This window comes from Bradyrhizobium iriomotense (assembly GCF_030160715.1).
GTDB classification, from domain to species: Bacteria; Pseudomonadota; Alphaproteobacteria; order Rhizobiales; family Xanthobacteraceae; genus Bradyrhizobium; species Bradyrhizobium iriomotense.
This window is the reverse complement of the sequence record NZ_BSOW01000006.1, coordinates 225,359-242,649: the sequence shown is the minus strand read 5'-3', so window position 1 is coordinate 242,649 and position 17,291 is coordinate 225,359. Positions and strand designations below refer to the sequence as shown.

15 protein-coding genes are annotated in these 17,291 nt (G+C 64.1%); 4 read left to right on the top strand and 11 right to left on the bottom strand.

The genetic code is table 11. The features are described 5' to 3' along the window. Positions 1-10: 10 nt before the first annotated feature. From QQL28_RS11250 to QQL28_RS11225, 6 genes are all read right to left on the bottom strand, one after another. Positions 11-1,717: a methyl-accepting chemotaxis protein gene (locus QQL28_RS11250; protein ID WP_284264813.1), complete on the bottom strand. Its 1,707-nt coding sequence runs from the start codon at positions 1,715-1,717 to the stop codon at positions 11-13. A gap of 317 nt (positions 1,718-2,034) precedes the next feature. Further along, positions 2,035-2,493, bottom strand: coding sequence for a YybH family protein (locus QQL28_RS11245; RefSeq protein ID WP_284264811.1), 459 nt, complete (start codon positions 2,491-2,493; stop codon positions 2,035-2,037). Between the two features lie 32 nt (positions 2,494-2,525). Continuing rightward, positions 2,526-3,455 (bottom strand): aspartyl/asparaginyl beta-hydroxylase domain-containing protein, encoded by a 930-nt coding sequence (locus QQL28_RS11240; RefSeq protein ID WP_284264809.1) that lies wholly within the window; start codon positions 3,453-3,455, stop codon positions 2,526-2,528. Positions 3,456-3,578: 123 nt separating this feature from the next. Continuing rightward, positions 3,579-3,734 (bottom strand): hypothetical protein, encoded by a 156-nt coding sequence (locus QQL28_RS11235; protein ID WP_284264807.1) that lies wholly within the window; start codon positions 3,732-3,734, stop codon positions 3,579-3,581. Positions 3,735-3,893: 159 nt separating this feature from the next. After that, complete coding sequence (locus tag QQL28_RS11230) at positions 3,894-4,943, bottom strand: alpha/beta fold hydrolase (RefSeq protein WP_284264805.1); 1,050 nt, start codon at positions 4,941-4,943, stop codon at positions 3,894-3,896. A gap of 137 nt (positions 4,944-5,080) precedes the next feature. Further along, positions 5,081-6,004, bottom strand: coding sequence for a LysR family transcriptional regulator (locus QQL28_RS11225; protein WP_284264798.1), 924 nt, complete (start codon positions 6,002-6,004; stop codon positions 5,081-5,083). Between the two features lie 209 nt (positions 6,005-6,213). Between QQL28_RS11225 and QQL28_RS11220 the strand changes: the two genes are divergently transcribed. Genes QQL28_RS11220 through QQL28_RS11210 form a run of 3 tightly spaced genes read left to right on the top strand, consistent with a single transcriptional unit; the run spans position 6,214 to position 8,454 of the window. Next, positions 6,214-6,924: an SDR family NAD(P)-dependent oxidoreductase gene (locus QQL28_RS11220; RefSeq protein ID WP_284264796.1), complete on the top strand. Its 711-nt coding sequence runs from the start codon at positions 6,214-6,216 to the stop codon at positions 6,922-6,924. A 19-nt stretch (positions 6,925-6,943) separates the two neighbouring features. After that, the gene (locus QQL28_RS11215) at positions 6,944-7,180 is read left to right on the top strand and encodes a tautomerase family protein (protein WP_284264794.1); all 237 of its coding nucleotides are present in this window, start codon (positions 6,944-6,946) and stop codon (positions 7,178-7,180) included. Between the two features lie 32 nt (positions 7,181-7,212). Beyond that, on the top strand, positions 7,213-8,454 hold the full coding sequence (locus QQL28_RS11210; RefSeq protein WP_284264793.1) for a YbfB/YjiJ family MFS transporter: 1,242 nt from the start codon (positions 7,213-7,215) through the stop codon (positions 8,452-8,454). Between the two features lie 18 nt (positions 8,455-8,472). On the opposite strand, the gene QQL28_RS11205 is transcribed toward QQL28_RS11210, so the two are convergent. The 4 genes from QQL28_RS11205 to QQL28_RS11190 all read right to left on the bottom strand — a co-directional run bounded on the left by QQL28_RS11205 (position 8,473) and on the right by QQL28_RS11190 (position 14,251). Beyond that, a complete protein-coding gene (locus QQL28_RS11205; protein ID WP_284264792.1) occupies positions 8,473-9,933 on the bottom strand; it encodes a flavin-containing monooxygenase in 1,461 nt (486 codons plus the stop codon). A gap of 161 nt (positions 9,934-10,094) precedes the next feature. Next, a complete protein-coding gene (ahcY, locus tag QQL28_RS11200) occupies positions 10,095-11,516 on the bottom strand; it encodes an adenosylhomocysteinase (RefSeq protein WP_284264791.1) in 1,422 nt (473 codons plus the stop codon). A 123-nt stretch (positions 11,517-11,639) separates the two neighbouring features. Then, positions 11,640-12,836, bottom strand: coding sequence for a methionine adenosyltransferase (metK, locus tag QQL28_RS11195; RefSeq protein WP_284264789.1), 1,197 nt, complete (start codon positions 12,834-12,836; stop codon positions 11,640-11,642). A gap of 59 nt (positions 12,837-12,895) precedes the next feature. Further along, on the bottom strand, positions 12,896-14,251 hold the full coding sequence (locus QQL28_RS11190; RefSeq protein WP_284264984.1) for a hypothetical protein: 1,356 nt from the start codon (positions 14,249-14,251) through the stop codon (positions 12,896-12,898). Between the two features lie 171 nt (positions 14,252-14,422). On the opposite strand from QQL28_RS11190, the gene QQL28_RS11185 reads away from it, so the two are divergent. Continuing rightward, a complete protein-coding gene (locus QQL28_RS11185; RefSeq protein ID WP_284264788.1) occupies positions 14,423-16,141 on the top strand; it encodes a caspase family protein in 1,719 nt (572 codons plus the stop codon). Here QQL28_RS11185 and QQL28_RS11180 read toward each other — a convergent pair whose 3' ends face one another. Continuing rightward, positions 16,142-17,278, bottom strand: a complete 1,137-nt coding sequence (locus tag QQL28_RS11180) for a flavin-containing monooxygenase (protein WP_284264786.1) — start codon at positions 17,276-17,278, stop codon at positions 16,142-16,144. Positions 17,279-17,291 lie beyond the last annotated feature (13 nt).

Here is a 17,291-nt window from a genome sequence, read left to right as displayed (position 1 = left end):
CCGCCCGGCGTCAGGCGGCCCGCACCGTGGTGAGAAACCTGGCGACTTCGAGCTTGAGGCGGTTGCTATCGCTCGACAGCGATTGCGCCGCCGACAGCACCTGAGTTGACGCCGAGCCGGTTTCACCGGCGCCGCGCTGAATGTCGACGATGTTGGAGGAGACCTCCTGGGTTCCGTGCGCCGCCTGTTGCACGTTGCGGGAGATTTCCTGAGTCGCCGCGCCCTGCTCTTCCACCGCCGAGGCAATGGTCGCCGCGATCTCCGACAATTTCCCGATCGTGTCGCTGATGCCCTTGATCGCGTCGACCGACTCGTCGGTCGCCGCCTGGATTCCGGTGATCTGCTGGCCGATCTCACCCGTCGCTTTCGCCGTCTGCTCGGCCAGCGCCTTCACTTCGGAGGCGACGACTGCGAAGCCGCGACCGGCTTCGCCGGCGCGCGCCGCCTCGATGGTCGCGTTGAGAGCCAAGAGGTTAGTCTGTCCAGCAATGGTGTTGATGAGTTCTACGACGTCGCCGATGCGGGCCGCAGCTTTGGACAGTTCGCCGACGCGCTCGTTGGTCTTGCGCGCCTGATCGACCGCGTCATTGGCCATCCGCGCCGACTCCTGCACCTGACGACTGATCTCGTTGACCGACGAACTCAGCTCTTCGGTCGCGGAGGCGACCGACTGCACGTTGGTGGAGGCTTCCTCGGATGCCGCCGCGACTGCAGTGGTGAGATCCTGAGCCCTGCTTGCCGCCGACGTCAACGTGCTGGCGGACGCCTCGAGCTCGGTCGAGGCAGACGACACGGTTTCGACGATCTCGCCGACGGCACTTTCGAAGCTATCGGCCAGCTTGGTCATGTCGGCCTTGCGCTGCAGCGCGACGACCTCATCCTGCCTGACCTTGGCCTCCGCTTCGTCACGCGCTTTCTGCGCGAGCATCACCTTGATTCCGTTGACCGCCTGAGCAGTCTCGCCGATTTCATCCTTCCGCTCGGTGCCGGTGATCTCGATATCCTCGCCCTTCGCAAGCTGCTGCAACATGCCGACGAGGGCGCGCGTCGGCCCGGCGATGCCGAACTGGCCGATCAGAAAGCCGATGGACAGGCCAAGTACGATGCCGATTCCGGCAACGACCATCAACACACGCGAGGTCGTTTCATACTCATCGGAGGCGGCCTTGGCGAACGCTTCCACACGATCGGACAATCGATCGGCGACCGCGCGGATGTCGGCCTGCAATCTTTCCGCGTCGGTCCGGCCACGCATCGCCGCATCGCGCATCCGATCCGTGTGTTCACTCAAATGTAAGTCCTTCGACGCATCGGCCAGACGAAGCGTATCTTCCAGGCTCTTGCGGTAAGTTCCCCAGGACTCCCTGACCGCGGGAATCAGAGCCCTGGCCTGCTCATCACGGGTCTTGCTGAGGTCATCGATCCGTTCCTGAAACGTATTGATCTGCTGATCGACGATCTTGCGTACCTCGGCGCGGTTCTCTGCGCGCGGGTCCAGGGCGACGCGGAATTCCGAACGGCTGAGGGTGAGCACATTCTGAGCAGCGCGGGCGGCAACCAATGCACGCTTGGCTGCCCTGTTCATATTGTCAGCGCCCTCGTTGAGCGTGCTCAACGCACGAATACCGAGCCAGCTGATGCTGCCGGCGACGATGGCCATTAATGCAATGACGGCAAGAATCTTGGTCAGGACACGAAAGCGGGAAAGGAAAGACATGGGACCTCTAGATCATTTCGCTTTCGTCCACTGCAATGAGTGGAGGCCGAGCGAAAGTGGGGCACTACACCGCCCAGAGATAGGTCCCGGGTTCCCAATTAATCATTAACGAAGCTTTCCGTACAATTACGGGACCGCACTAAGGCTTTGGATAATAAGCAACATCGTTCGAATTGCGCCTCGCAAATGTTAATGCGGGGAAAGAACAAAGGTTAACTTTGGGGACACTGCTGAAAGGCGCACACAGGCGCCGACTGCGCGGCCAGCACGTCGGGACGATCATTGAGACCGGCGCTGGCCCGGCCTGAGGATGCGATCTACCAGGCCTTGACCGGTCGGTTGGCGTGGCTCACCTGCGGGACACCGCGGTTGAGCGACATGTGGGAATGCACACATAGCCAGCCGTCGGCATTCCTGGAAAAGATCATCGTCGCCCGGCCGGGGCGCGGGAACGGACTGCCATCTGGGTGATAGCCCGTGCTCGTCCACGGCGCGATCACGTTCACCATTGTGCCGTCCGTCGACGCCAGGATCGAGGTCTGCTCGAGGACAAAGCGAAAGTCGGTCGTCTTGGGCCAGACGTTATTCCATTGCGTCGCGACCCATTGATCGAGACCCGGAATGACATCGTTATGCCTGCCGAAGGCAAGCACATCCGGATGGAAGAGCGGTCTCGCCGAGGCGTAGTCGACCTCGCGGACGTAGCCCGCGAAGGTCTCCAGCCACTTGCGGAAGAATTGCTCGGTCTCGGCGTCGGCGGCCGGCAACGGAGCCATGGCCTACTCCAGATTCGGCGCAGCCGCGGCGATCACCGCAGCGCGGACATCACGATGAGGCCGAGGATCAGCGCCGTCAGCGAGTATTTCAGCGTGTAGTAGACGTTGCGATTCCATTCCTTGACCTTGCGGCTCGCAAGGTGGATCTCGTAGAGCTTGCCGAACACCTTGTTGAGCACGCCGACGTTCTCGCCGTCGACGTTCTGGGTCGCCGACGCCTTGACGATGTGATGGCTCACCCAGCGGTTCATCGCGGTCATGAAGCCAAACTTCATCGGGCGCTCGACGTCGCAGAACAGGATGATGCGGTTGACGTCGGTCGCGTTCTCGGCGCTGTGGATGAAGGTCTCGTCGAACATGAAGGCCTCGCCGTCACGCCACACGCATTCGACGCCATCGACGAGAATCCGGCACTTGTTCGAGTTCGGCGTGACGAGCCCGAGGTGATAGCGCAGCGAGCCGGCGAAGGGATCGCGGTGCGCGCCCAGCTTGCCGCCCGGCGGCAGCATCGCGAACATCGCGCCATGCACCGACGGAATCGAGTTCAGAAGCTCCACCGTCTTCGGGCACAGCGTGCGCGCCGAGGGCAGGAAGTCGTCGTACCATTTCAGGTAAAAGCGCTTCCAGCCGCTCTTGAAGAACGAATAGAAACCCCAGTCGTTGTTCTTGGCCGCGGCGCGGATGAAGCCTTCATCGAACAGGCGCACCGCCTCGTCGCGGATCGTCTCCCAATTCTCGCTGAGCGGCTTCAGCTCGGGAAACTGCTCGACCGAGATCACCGGCTTGTTGGGCACGGCCGAGCCGGCATACATCAGCACGTTGTAGGGTGCGAGATAGGTCGAATGATCGCCGAGCTGGCGTGCGAAACGCAGCCGCTGCTTGCCGCGGAAGTGAACATAAATCGTCGAGGCCGCAAGGACATAGAGAATGACCAGTTGCGGCGCAAAGAGCTGTTTCAGCATATCCCCGATCCCAAGTGACCCAGCTGGGGTGTGTGGTAGCCCGGTCCGGCGCCAGCGGCAAGGCGCCGCAGACGGGTTCCGTCGTTATCGACAGCAACAGTTGAGTCAGCCGGGGGATGCCGATCACGCCCGCGCGAGCGCCTGGAGCCCCCTGAAGGTCAGGCGCTTGGGATCCCTGACGCCTTCGAGATAGAGCCGGCGGATAAAGCTGGCGACGGCGTCGCGGTCACAATCGGTCAGCGCGACGACGGCGTCGACCGCGATCTTCTGGGCTTCCATTGGGCTACCCTCAAAATTAGCGAGCACCCCGGCCGAGAAAGCCTAGAACCCGCCGGTTAATCCGGCGTTAACCGTTTGGGCAGCATGGCCGATTCATCTCCGGCCTCGAATACGCAAAATAACGCATAGGAGCGCCGGCGCGTGCCGGCGCCCACGCCTTCAGCCCGCGGCTATATCGAGGACGGCCTGCGCAAAGGCCTGCGGGGCTTCCTGCGGCAGGTTGTGACCGATGCCACCGGTGATCGTCCGGTGCTCGTACTTGCCCGAAAACATCTTGGCGTAGGCAGCCGGCTCCGGATGCGGAGCGCCGTTGGCGTCGCCCTCCATGGTGATGGTGGGAACTGATATCACCGGCAGGGCCGCCAGCTTCTGCTCGAGCTCGGCATATTTGGCTTCGCCCTCGACGAGCCCGAGCCGCCAGCGATAATTGTGGATCGCGACGTCGACGTGATCGGGATTCTGGAGCGAGGCCGCGCTGCGGTCGTAGGTGGCATCGTCGAAATGCCATTTGGGCGAGGCGAGCTTCCAGATCAGCTTGGCGAAGTCGTGCGTGTTCTTCGCATAGCCTTCGCGGCCGCGCTCGGTGGCGAAATAGAACTGGTACCACCATTGCAGCTCGGCGACCGGCGGCAGCGGCATCTTGCCCGCCGCCTGGCTGGAGATCAGGTAGCCGCTCACCGATACCATCGCCTTGACGCGCTCCGGCCAGAGCGCCGCGATGATGTTGGCGGTCCGTGCGCCCCAATCATAGCCGGCGAGCGTCGCCTGCTTGATGCCCAGCGCATCCATCAGCGCGACGATGTCGGCGGCGAGTGCCGCAGGCTCGCCGTTGCGCATCGTCTCGCCCGACTGGAAGCGCGTCGTGCCATAACCGCGCAGATGCGGAACGATGACACGATAACCCGCCTTCGCGAGCGCAGGCGCGACATCGACGTAACTGTGGATGTCGTACGGCCAGCCGTGCAGCAGGATCACCACGGAACCATCGGCCGGACCAGCCTCGGCGTATCCGACATTGAGGACGCCGGCATCGATCTGCTTGATCGCGGCAAACGACGCGTTCGTGCCCGGCGCGATTGCGGGTACGGTCGAGGGGCTCGCCTTGTCGGACTGCGCGGCGGCGGCGCTGCCGAGAACGAATGGTGCGGCAACGCCGATCGCGGCGGTGGCGAGGAAGCGACGGCGATCGGCGTTTGGTTTTTCTGACATAGTCATCTCGTGCATTTTCGAAGCCGCGCAACGCGGCCAACGTGTCGTTGCATCACGTCACATGTGGGCGCAATCGAGACGCCGGCGAATGGCCGGTCCCCGATAAACACTCTTCCGCCCGGCGAGCGAGTCACAATTCAGCGAGTGTCGATCGCCTTCTTGAGGACCGCGAACTGCTTCTTCAACCGCGGCACGGCAAAATCCGCGAAGACCCGCACCTTCGGGACCGAGAGGCGGCCCTGCGGCGAAATCAGGTGCACGGGCATTTCGGGATCCTCGTCGTCGGCAAGCACGATGTCGAGCTCGCCGCGCTGTACCTGCTCGGCGACCTGGTAGGAATACATTCGCGCGACGCCGCGCCCTGCGACGGCGGAGGCGACCGCGGCATAGGTGCTGTTGATCACGAGCCGCGGCGTGAACTGAACGGTTCGCGGCACCACGGAGCCGGGCTGCGGCGCAAAGGACCAGGAATTCGGCAGGTGAGCCATGGCGACGATCTGATGCTTGGCGAGATCGCCGGGCTCGGTGATGCGTGGATGCTGGTTGAGATATCGCGGCGCAGCCACCACGACACGGCGTACGTCGCCGAGCTTCATCGCGACCATCGCGGAGTCCGAAAGAGGCCCGATGCGGAGCGCCACATCGATGCCCTCCTCGATCAGATTGACCGCCCGGTCGAACAGCAACAGTTTTGCCGACACCGTCGGGTAGGTATCCAGGAACGCATCGAGGATCGGCCGCAGCACCATCTCGCCGGAGACGACGGGCGCAGTGATCGCAAGCGTGCCGCGCGGCGCAGCACGCGGCCCCGCCGCGATATCGTCGGCCTCTTCCAGCTCGGTCAGCACGCGCCGGCAGATCGCCACGTAACGCTCGCCCTCCTCGCTGAGCCTGATCGACCGCGTGGTCCGGTGCAGCAGCTCAGCGCCGACCCGCTCCTCCAGGAAGGCGATGGCGCGGCTGACTGCCGCCGGCGAGCGGCCGAGCTTGCGCCCAGCGGCCGCGAGGCTGCCCTCGTCCACCGCCAGGACGAACACATTCATCGCATCCAGACGATCCATGCCTTCCCGTCCCCAGAAATTCCGCGGGCAAGCTAGGCGTTTGTCCCCACCGCGACAACCGCCGCCGGACGGCAACCCGGCATTCGATCGCGCCGCGAAAGAGTGTCTGCCGGACAGCGCGTATTCGCAGCCGGGCCGCCGCGGCGTACCTCAGCACGCAAGCCGGCCGTTGCTGGCGCAGGTTTTCAACCGAACCACAGGAGCCCATCATGGGTATCGAGCAGAAAGTCGCCATCATCACCGGTGCATCGCAGGGCATCGGTGCCGCCCTGGTCCAGGGCTATCGCAATCGCAACTATCGCGTCGTCGCAACGGCGCGCTCCATCAAGCCTTCCGCCGACGATGACATCCTCGCCGTGCCCGGCGACATCGCCGACCCGCGCACCGCCGAGCTTGTGGTGTCGCAGGCCGTCGCCCGCTTCGGCCGCGTCGATACGCTGGTCAACAATGCTGGCATCTTCGTCGCCAAGCCTTTCACCCAGTACACGGCGGAGGACTACGCCGCCATGCTGGGCACCAACCTCGCGGGCTTCTTCCGCATCACGCAGCTTGCCATCGCCGAGATGGAGAAGCAGGGCTCGGGCCACGTCGTCCAGATCACGACAAGCCTGGTCGACCATGCCAACTCCAACGTGCCCTCCGTTCTGGCCTCGCTGACCAAGGGCGGGCTCAACGCCGCGACGAAGTCGCTGGCCATCGAATATGCCAGGCGCGGCATCCGCGTGAACGCCGTTGCGCCTGGCATCATCAAGTCGCCGATGCACCCGGTCGAGACCCACGCCCAGCTCGGCGCGATGCACCCCGTTGGCCACATGGGCGAGATGTCCGACATCGTCGACGCCGTGCTCTATCTCGAGCAGGCCGGCTTCGTGACCGGCGAGATCCTGCATGTCGACGGCGGCCAGAGCGCCGGCCACTGAGCCGACAGGAGGGTTCACCATGCCCATCGTCACCATTCAGGTGACCCGCGAGGGAACGACGCCGGGCGCGGCGTCGCTCACCGCGGAGGAGAAGGCGGCGCTGATCAAGGGTTCGAGCGAGCTGCTGCGCGATGTCCTCGGCAAGCCGCTGGATTCCACCTTCGTCGTGATCGAGGAGGTCGACACCGACAATTGGGGCTGGGGCGGCCTGCCTGTCCTCGAATTCCGGCGCCGACGCGCGACGCAACCAGGCTGATCCGCGCGCGATGGAGCGCGCAGGAGGATGACATGACCGAACTGAATGCGGATGCCCGCAAGCGCCACCTCCACGCCCGGCCGCATGAGCGGCCGGGCGCGGCGTCGCGATCGACCTGGCGGTTTGCAATGGCGGGCTTGTGTGCTTCGCTGGTTGGACTGGGCCTCGCCCGCTTTGCCTACACGCCGCTGATTCCGGCCCTGATCGCGGCCAAATGGTTCAGCGCATCCGACGTCGTCTATCTCGGTGCTGCGAACCTCGCCGGCTATCTCGCCGGCGCGTTGATCGCGCGGCCCGCGGCCGCTCGCCTTGGCACGGTCCGCGCGCTGCGCATCATGATGCTGCTCGCCACGCTGTCCTGCTTTGCCTGCGCGGTGCCGATATCCTTCACTTGGTTCTTTACCTGGCGTTTCCTGGCGGGCCTCACCGGCGGCATTATCATGGTGCTGGCTGCCTCGGTCGTGCTGCCGCACACCTCTCCCGCCAAGCGCGGCATCGTCGGCGGCGTGATTTTCGCAGGTGTCGGCCTCGGCGTCGCCGCCTCGGGCACGCTGGTGCCGCTCCTGCTGCAACAGGGTTTGCAGCAAAGCTGGTACGGGCTCGGCGTTCTCTCCGGTCTGTTGACGCTTCTCAGCTGGTGGAACTGGCCCGCGGACGTGCCGGCCCAAACTGCGTCTTCATCTCACCATGCAAAACACGGTCATAGCTTGCCCGCGGCCCGCGCCCTGCTGGTCCAGTACGGCCTCAACGCCGTGGCGCTGGTGCCGCACATGGTCTTCATCGTCGATTTCGTCGCGCGCGGCCTTGGCCAGGGCATCGCAGCGGGATCGCGCTACTGGGTGCTCTATGGTCTCGGCGCGATCGTGGGTCCGCTCGTCACCGGTCATCTCGGCGACCGGTCCGGATTTGGACCTGCTTTGCGCGCAGCTTTCCTGATCGAGGCCGCCGCGGTCCTGCTTCCGACCGTCAGCACCGCACCGGTCTCCCTGATCGTGTCGAGCGTGGTCGTCGGCGCCTTCACGCCGGGCATCGTACCGCTTGTGCTCGGACGCATCCATGAGCTCATCCCGCACAGTGCCGAGCGGCAGCGCGCCACATGGAGCCATGCCACTACCAGCTTTGCACTGTTCCAGGCGGCCGCGGCCTATGGCTTCTCCTGGCTCTATGCGCAGACCGGCGGTGACTATCTGGTCCTGTTCGGTCTCGGCGGAGGCGCCGTGATGCTGGCGCTGGCCATCGATCTCGGCATGGCGCTAACCACGCGCAAGCCATGAGCGCGATGACGGCGGCGATCAGGAATACTGCATCACGCCGTCGTCGATCCTGCCGAACCGCAGCGAGACGATGTCGAGCGCGTAGTTCTGATGCAGCCGCCACGGCCGCTTCGAGCCCTGCTTCGGCAACTTTGCAATCGAGCGCTGCACATAGCCCGACGTGAAATCGAGCGAAGGCTGGGCGGTGACCATCGCATCGTCATTGTGCGGCACGCACTGGCGGAAATTGTGCCGGTCCATGTAGTTGATGAGCCGGCAGACATATTCGCAGGTGAGATCGCATTTCAGCGTCCACGACGCGTTGGTGTAGCCTAAGGCTGAAGCCATGTTCGGCACGTCGGCATACATCATGCCCTTGTAGGTCAGCGTCTTGGCGAAATCGACCATGCGGCCGTCGACACTGATCTCGAGCCCGCCGACGACCTGAAGCACGAGCCCGGTCGCGGTGACGATGATGTCGGCGGCGAGCTCGCTGCCGTTCTTGAGGCGGATTCCGTCCTTCGTGAAGGTGTCGATCTCGCTGGTGACGACGGAGGCGCGCTTCTCGCGGATCGCCGCGAAGAGGTCGCCGTCGGGCACCAGGCACAGCCGCTGGTCCCAGGGATTGTAGCGCGGCGTGAAATGGGTCGCGACGTCGTAGTCCGGCCCCAGTGCCATCTGCACGCCCTTCAGGATCAGGTCCTTCACCTTGGCGGGGCGGCGCCGGCTGAGCTGGAAGAAGAACATCCCCCACATCACGTTGCGCCAGCGGATCAAATGATAGGCGAGCATTGCCGGCAGGTTGCGGCGCAGCTTGTTGGCGAGCGGATCCTGCGCCGGACGCGAGACAACGTAGGTCGGCGAGCGCTGCAGCATGACGACCTGCGAGGCCTTCTTCGCAAGCTCGGGAACCAGCGTCACGGCCGTGGCACCCGATCCGATCACCACGACGCGCTTGTCCGCGTAGTCGATGTCCTCGGTCCACTTCTGCGGATGCACGATGCGGCCTCCAAAATCCGCGGTGCCCTTGAACTCCGGCGTGTAGCCTTCCTCATATTTGTAATAGCCGGAGCACATGAACAGGAAATTGCAGGTGAAGCGCACGATCTCGGTCGCGCCCTCGCCGCTCGTGCGCTCGGCTTCGACGGTCCACCGTGCATCAGGCGTCGACCACGACGCGCACTTGACGCGATGGCGGAAGCGGATGTTCTTCTCGATGCCGTTCTCGGATGCCGTCTCGCGCACATAGTCGAGAATTTGCGGCCCGTCGGCGATCGCCTTGGGATCGGTCCACGGCTTGAAGGAATAGCCGAGCGTGAACATGTCGCTGTCGGAGCGGATGCCGGGATAGCGGAACAGATCCCAGGTGCCGCCGATGCAGTCGCGCCCTTCGAGGATGACGTAGCTCTTGCCGGGGCATTTGGTCTGCAAATGATAGCCCGCGCCGATGCCGGACAGGCCGGCGCCGACGATGAGCACGTCGACATGTTCTTGTTGCATGGTTTCCTCCGCCGCCGAGGATTGTCCGACCATCACCGCCGCGCGTCAATCGCTATTCGGCTCCCAGTGCAACCGGAAAGAGAATCCCGTTGTTTCCGGCCGCAAAGCAAAGAAGCCCCGGATTGCTCCGGGGCTTCTGCATGTTCTGAGGCGATGGGAGCTCAGTAGCGATAGTGGTCCGACTTGTAGGGACCTTCCTGCTTGACGCCGATGTAGTCGGCCTGGTCCTTGCGCAACTCGGTCAGCTTGACGCCGAGCTTGGCGAGGTGCAGGCGGGCGACCTTCTCGTCGAGCGTCTTCGGCAGCACGTAGACCTTCTTCTCGTACTTGCCGTCCTTGTTGTTCGCCCAGAGCTCGATCTGCGCTAGTGTCTGGTTGGTGAAGGACGCCGACATCACGAAGGACGGATGGCCCATCGCATTGCCGAGGTTCACGAGGCGGCCTTCCGACAGCATGATGATGCGATGCTTGTCGGGGAATTCGATCTCGTCGACCTGCGGCTTGATGTTGGTCCACTTCAGGTTGCGGAGCGCCGCGATCTGGATCTCGTTGTCGAAGTGGCCGATGTTGCAGACGATGGCGCGATCCTTCATCGCACGCATGTGCTCGATGGTGATGATGTCCTTGTTGCCGGTCGCCGTGACGAAGATGTCGGCGCGCGGCGCGGCGTCTTCCATCGTTACGACCTCATAGCCCTCCATCGACGCCTGCAGCGCGCAGATCGGGTCGACCTCGGAGACCATGACACGGCAGCCGGCCTGGCGCAGCGAGGCCGCCGAGCCCTTGCCGACGTCGCCGAAGCCAGCGACCATCGCGATCTTGCCCGACATCATCACGTCGGTGCCGCGGCGGATGCCGTCGACCAGCGATTCACGGCAGCCATAGAGGTTGTCGAACTTCGACTTGGTGACGCTGTCGTTGACGTTGATGGCCGGCCAAAGCAGCGTGCCTGCCTTCTGCATGTCGTAGAGACGATGCACGCCCGTGGTCGTCTCTTCGGAAACGCCCTTGATGCTCTTGGCGATCTCGGCGAAGTAGCCCTTCGGCTTTTCCTTGAGCTGCTTCTTCAGAAGCGCGAAGAAGACTTCCTCTTCCTCGGAGCCGGGCTTGTCGAGGAAGGCGGTGTCGCCCTTCTCGGCGCGCAGACCGAGATGGACGTACATGGTGGCGTCGCCGCCGTCATCGAGGATCATGTTCGGGTGACCGCCGCCGTGCCAGTCGAACAGCTTGGCGGTGTAGTCCCAGTAATCTTTCAGCGTTTCGCCCTTGACTGCGAAGACCGGAATGCCGGCGGACGCGATCGCGGCGGCGGCGTGATCCTGCGTCGAATAGATGTTGCAGGAGACCCAGCGAATGTCGGCGCCGAGTGCTGCCAGCGTCTCGATCAGCACGCCGGTCTGGATCGTCATGTGCAGCGAGCCGGCAATACGCGCGCCCTTCAGCGGCTGCTTAGGGCCGAACTCCTCGCGGGTGGCCATCAGGCCGGGCATCTCGGTCTCGGCCAGCGAGAGTTCCTTGCGGCCGAAATCGGCCAGCGAAATGTCCTTGACGATGTAATCGGTGAAGCCGGGCTTCGCGTTCATGTCGAGCTTCCTGTTGTTTGAAAAAGTCATTCCGGGGCGCTCGTGAAACGAGCGAACCCGGAATCGAGAGGTTCGAGATTCCGGGTTCGCCGCTGGCGCGGCGCCCCGGAATTACGGAATTGATCAGACCGCGCGCTTGAACGGCTCGACGAGGTCGGTCTTCTCCCAGGAGAAGCCGCCTTCATTGTCGGGCGTACGGCCGAAATGGCCGTAGGACGAGGTGCGCGCGTAGATCGGACGGTTGAGGTCGAGATGGCTGCGGATGCCGCGCGGCGTCAGATCCATCACTTCGGACGCCGCCTTCTCGAGCTTGTCCTCGGAGACCTTACCGGTGCCGTGCGTGTCGATGTAGATCGACAGCGGCCGCGCCACGCCGATGGCGTAGGCGAGCTGCAGCGTGCAACGGTCGGCAAGGCCCGCGGCCACGATGTTCTTGGCGAGATAGCGAGCGGCGTAAGCGGCCGAACGGTCGACCTTGGTCGGATCCTTGCCGGAGAACGCGCCGCCGCCATGCGGGGCTGCGCCACCGTAGGTATCGACGATGATCTTGCGGCCGGTGAGGCCAGTGTCGCCGTCGGGACCGCCGATGTAGAACTTGCCGGTCGGGTTGATGTGCCAGATGGTCTTGCCGTTGATCCAGTCCTTCGGCAGCGCCTCGCGCACATAGGGTTCGACGATGTCGCGAATCTGCTTGGACGAGATGTCCTCGACCAGATGCTGGTGCGAGACCACGATCTCGCGCACGCCGACCGGCTTGCCGTTCTCGTACTGCACGGTGACCTGGCTCTTGGAGTCCGGACCCAGGACCTTCTCGCGGCCGGAATGGCGCGCTTCGGAGATCAGCCGCAGGATCTTGTGGGCGTAGAAGATCGGCGCCGGCATGAGATCTGGCGTCTCGTTGGTGGCGTAGCCGAACATGATGCCCTGGTCGCCTGCGCCCTCTTCCTTGACCTCGCCCGGCTGCAGCGCATCGACGCCCTGCGCGATGTCGGCCGACTGCGGATGCAGGAGGATCTCGATATCCGCGGTCTTCCAGTGAAAACCCTCCTGCTCGTAGCCGATGTCCTTGATCGCGCCGCGCACGACGCTCTCGATCTGCTCGTTGGTGACCGACGCGGGACCACGGGTCTCGCCCGCGATCACGACCTTGTTGGTGGTCGCAAGCGTTTCGCAGGCCGCGCGGATCTGCCAGGGGTCAATGCCGGCTTTCGGCCCTTCGCGGTAGAACAGATCGACGATCTCATCGGAGATCCGGTCGCAGACCTTGTCGGGATGGCCCTCAGACACGGACTCGCTGGTGAAGAGATAGGACGCTCGCATCAGTAACCCCTTGTCGCGCCCCGTTGGGCGGTCGTTGCGATGTTTACTTTTGGATGATGTCAATCACGCCGGCGCGAGATGACGTAGGATTCGTCGTAAAACCAGAGCCCGTTGTACTTGCGGAGCACGTCCCTCGCAGCATCCAGAGTGCGGCCGTTTTGAGTCATTTCTGTCAATCGGTCGTCCTCAATCTGAGCGACATACACCGCCGCATTCCACGCTGCAAAGGCTGTCGAGGTTCCGATGGTCCCCGTCACCTCGTTGGGCAGCGCTTCCATATCATACCTGAAGATCGAACGGTTGTCCGCGTAAGCATTAAAATTTAGGTCTCGGCCCAACGATCCTAGCTCATACTTAACTGCGCGCAATAGCTCATGACGGCTCACCGAGAAAGGGTTTTCTCCGGGCCAGATCGCCTGGATCATTTCCATGCCGGGATCGTGACCATGAGAGTGAATACCGATCAGGCGGCCGCCTGGCCGCAGCGCCCGTGCCAGAGGTGCAATGATCCGCTTGGCCCGAAAATTGACCGAGGACAGTGCTCGGTATGGCTGGGATGCAATGACAAGATCGAAATTGGCCTCGGTCTGGCCCGGCCGCGGAATGGTCGAATCCAGCAGAAACCTGTGATCCTCGCGGTAGAGCACGAGCACGACGGGCCGCTCATACAACGGCATCGCCGTACGCGAGCTGATCGCCGCGCGCCAGTTCTGCTCCAGGAACGGCTTCAGCTCCGCGATCTGCGTCGCGAACTCACCTGATGAAGCGCCCTGGAGCGGAACTTCGTGCCAGACAGTGGCGGCAGCCGCCGCAGGTGACGCTGGCGTCAACCAAGGCGCTTCGGCGTAAAACATGTTGGTAAAGACGAACACCGAGGCGGGATGCTCGAACAAGCGGTCGGGCACCTTTTCCAGCGTCAGGCGCACGTCTTCGAGGCTGAGCTCCTTGCCGGCGACGTAGAACGGCATGTGCGGAAAGCGCTGATGCATTGACCGCAGCACGCGCGCCAGCACCGTGCCGTCGCCGACGCCGGCGTCGAACACGCGCAGCGCCGGCGGGCGCGGGTGAATGGTGGCGAGCTCCAGCGCGACCCTGTCTGCGACCACCCGCTTTTCGCTACAGGTGTGGACAAACAGCAGATATTTCTGCCGGTTCTCAAAGAAACGGAAATTGCCGCGCGGATCGCGCTTTTCCGGCGGCACCTGAAGTCCGCGCGGCGGCGGCATGCCGCCGGTCATCGATGCGGCCATGTAGGCCTGGATCCGCTCCAGGGTGTCGATGGTGATGCGCTTGCCCTCGCGCAAGCGCTGCACCAGCTTCCCATCGTTCACCGCACGCCGGCCGAAGGTCGATTCCGCCATGTTCGCCTTGCGGCAGAACTCGGTGATTTGGCTCAGGATTTCGTCGTTCTTCATCGGTGGGCAAGCGGTGGGCAGCAGGACTTGGAACTGCGTCTTAGCAAAATCTGCCCACTCAGGGAATAGGGATGAAATCCCCGCTTTGCTGCCGTCGCGATGATGGAGCGGTGAACCCCGGGGCACGGCCGGGCAACAAACAAGCTCTTCCTCCCTACGGAACCCTCGCCAATGCGTCGCCTGTTCGTCGCGCTCTGCCTGCTCGCCGCACCCCTGTGGTCCGTGCCCGCCCTCGCGCAGTCGCGCGCGCAACTGGGGCCGCTGTGCACCATCGACACCACGCCGGCCGATCAGCAAATCGACGCCTGCAACAAGATCATCGCGCTGAAGGTGTTCAAGGGCGAACAACTCGCCACCGTCTATTTCTGGCGCGCTGTCGGCTGGAACAAGAAGGGCGACTACACCAAGGTGATTGCGGATGCGACCGAGGCCTTGAAGCTGCAGCCGAGCCAGGCCGTGTACAACCTGCGGGGATCGGCCTATTACGACAAAGGCGAGTACGACATCGCGATCGCCGATTTCGACGATGCGCTGAAGCTCGGGCCGCCGAGCGGGACCATCTTCCACAACCGCGGCAACGCCTATCAGGGCAAGAAGGACTACGCCAAGGCGATCGCGGATTTCGATGCCGCGATCAAGGCCGACCCGCGATCGGCCTTCTCCTACCAGAACCGCGGCAACTGCAAGGAGGCGCTCGGCGACCTCGACGGCGCGCTCGCCGATATCAACCAGGCCATCCGCATCGACCCGAGCCTGTCGCAGCCGCTGGTGCACCGGACTACGATCTGGCGCGCCAAGGGCGAACTCGACCGAGCCATCGCCGACGGTAGCGAAGCGATCCGGCTCGCCAAGGACAAGCCGCCGGTCAACATCATGACGCCGCCGAACAGCGTGCTGATCTCGGCCTACACATTCCGCGGGCTCGCTTATGAGGCCAAGGGCGACTACGCGCACGCCAAGGAGGACTACAAGGGCGCGCTCGGCGTCACCGCCTCGGACGCCGGCAGCAAGTCCAATCAGGCGACCGCGAAGGTGCGGCTGTCGCTGATATCGGATGCAACCGTGCCGACGCCTCGCGATGCTCCGACCTCGACGGCGCAGCAGACGAGTAAGCCTGCGCAGCAGCAGGCAAGCACACCGCCTGCGCCCTCGCCCACTCCGGCAGGTCCGGGCCGGCGCATGGCGCTGATCATCGGCAACGGCGCCTATGCCCACGTCAAGGCGCTGCCCAATCCGCCCAACGATGCGCGCGCAGTCGCCAAGAGCCTGCGCGACATCGGCTTCACGGTGTCGGAGGGCATCGATCTCGACCGCGCGGCGATGCAGAAGATGACGCGCGACTTCCTGCGCGATGCGGCGCGGGCGCAGGTCGCGGTGGTCTACTACGCCGGCCACGGCGTGCAGATCGATGGCCGCAATTATCTCATCCCGATCGACGTCGAGCTGAAGGCAGGCGCCAACATGACGGAGGCGATGATCGACATGGATACGATCATGGCCGGCCTCGACGACCAGGTCCGCACCAACATCCTGATCTTCGATGCCTGTCGCAACAATCCGATGGCGCCGCAGGTGGCGAGCGCCGGCGCCAATCGCGGCATCGAGGGCGCCTCGGGTCTTGCGGCGCCGACCAGTCTCGGCGCGGGCGCGACGCTGGGGGCCGGCACGCTGATCGCGTTCGCGACGGCCCCAGGGCAAGTCGCGCTCGATGGGGAAGGTGCCAACAGCCCCTTCTCTGCAGCGCTGTCGCGCCACATCGGCACGCCGGGGCTGGAGGTGCAGCAGATGCTGACGCGGGTGCGGGCGGAAGTGGTATCGGGCACGAAGAACAAGCAGGTGCCGTGGTCGAACTCGTCGCTGCTGGGCGAAGTTTACCTGGCGGAAAAATGACTACGCGGCCTCCGCGAGGTATCTCCTCGCATTGTCGGCGATGTGCTGCGCTTCGATGCCGATCTCGCGTAACTGCCCCGTCGGCGCCGTGATCTGTCCGCAGAAATAAAGACCCGCTTCAGCGGTCGGCGCTCCCGTCACACGCGGCATGCCGTGCCGGTCGAGGACATCAACAACGTCGGGCATCAAGGCCCGCAGGTTCGGACGGAAGCCCGTGGCAAGAATGACGGCGTCGAACTTTTCGATCGTTCCATCCGCGAACACGATGCCATCCGCGGCGAAGCGATCGATGCCGCCGCGCACCGCGATCGCACCGTCCCTGATCTTCGCGAGCGTGCCGATGTCGATCAGCGGCACGCGCCCATCCTCCTCGACCATCCGGCGCGGCCCTTTTGCGGCGCGCTGCAGGCCCAGATTCTCGAAATCGCCGACCGCAAGTCGCAGCACCGGCGCATTGATCGCATCGACGAAACGCGCCGGCAGCCGCCGGTACAGGATCGCCCATGAGAGGATCGGAAAGCCGAGGAGATCGCGCGGAATGATCTGGACCGGACCGCGCACCGCCAGCGCGACGGCGACGCCCGCATTGGCGAGATCGAGCGCGATCTCGCCGCCCGAATTGCCGAAGCCGACTACGAGCACGCGACGCCCTGCATAGGGCGCCGGGTTGCGATAGTCGCAACTGTGGAGAATCTCGCCGGAAAAGCCGTCCATGCCCGGCCAGACGGGACGGTAAGGCGCATCCGCAATGCCGGTCGCGATCACCACGATGGGTGCGAGGAGCTTCTCCTCTGCAAATTCGACCCGCCACTGCGGTCCCTCGCGCTTGATACGCGAAACCTCGGCACCGAACACGGGATTGATCGCGAAGCGCGCTGCGTAGTTCTCGAGATACGCGACCATCTGGGCGCGCGACGGATAGGCCGGATAGCTCGACGGCATCGCCATGCCCGGCAAGCCGGAATGATTGCGGTCGGTGTGCAGATGCAGCCGGTCATAGTGGCGCCGCCAGACCGCGCCGACCTCTGCAGTCTTTTCCAGCACGGTGGCCTTGAGGCCCGCCCCGCGCATTGTGGCGGCACAGGCGAGCCCCGCAGGGCCCGCACCGACGATGACGGCATCAGGGTTCGGATTCATGTCTCCTCCCCCT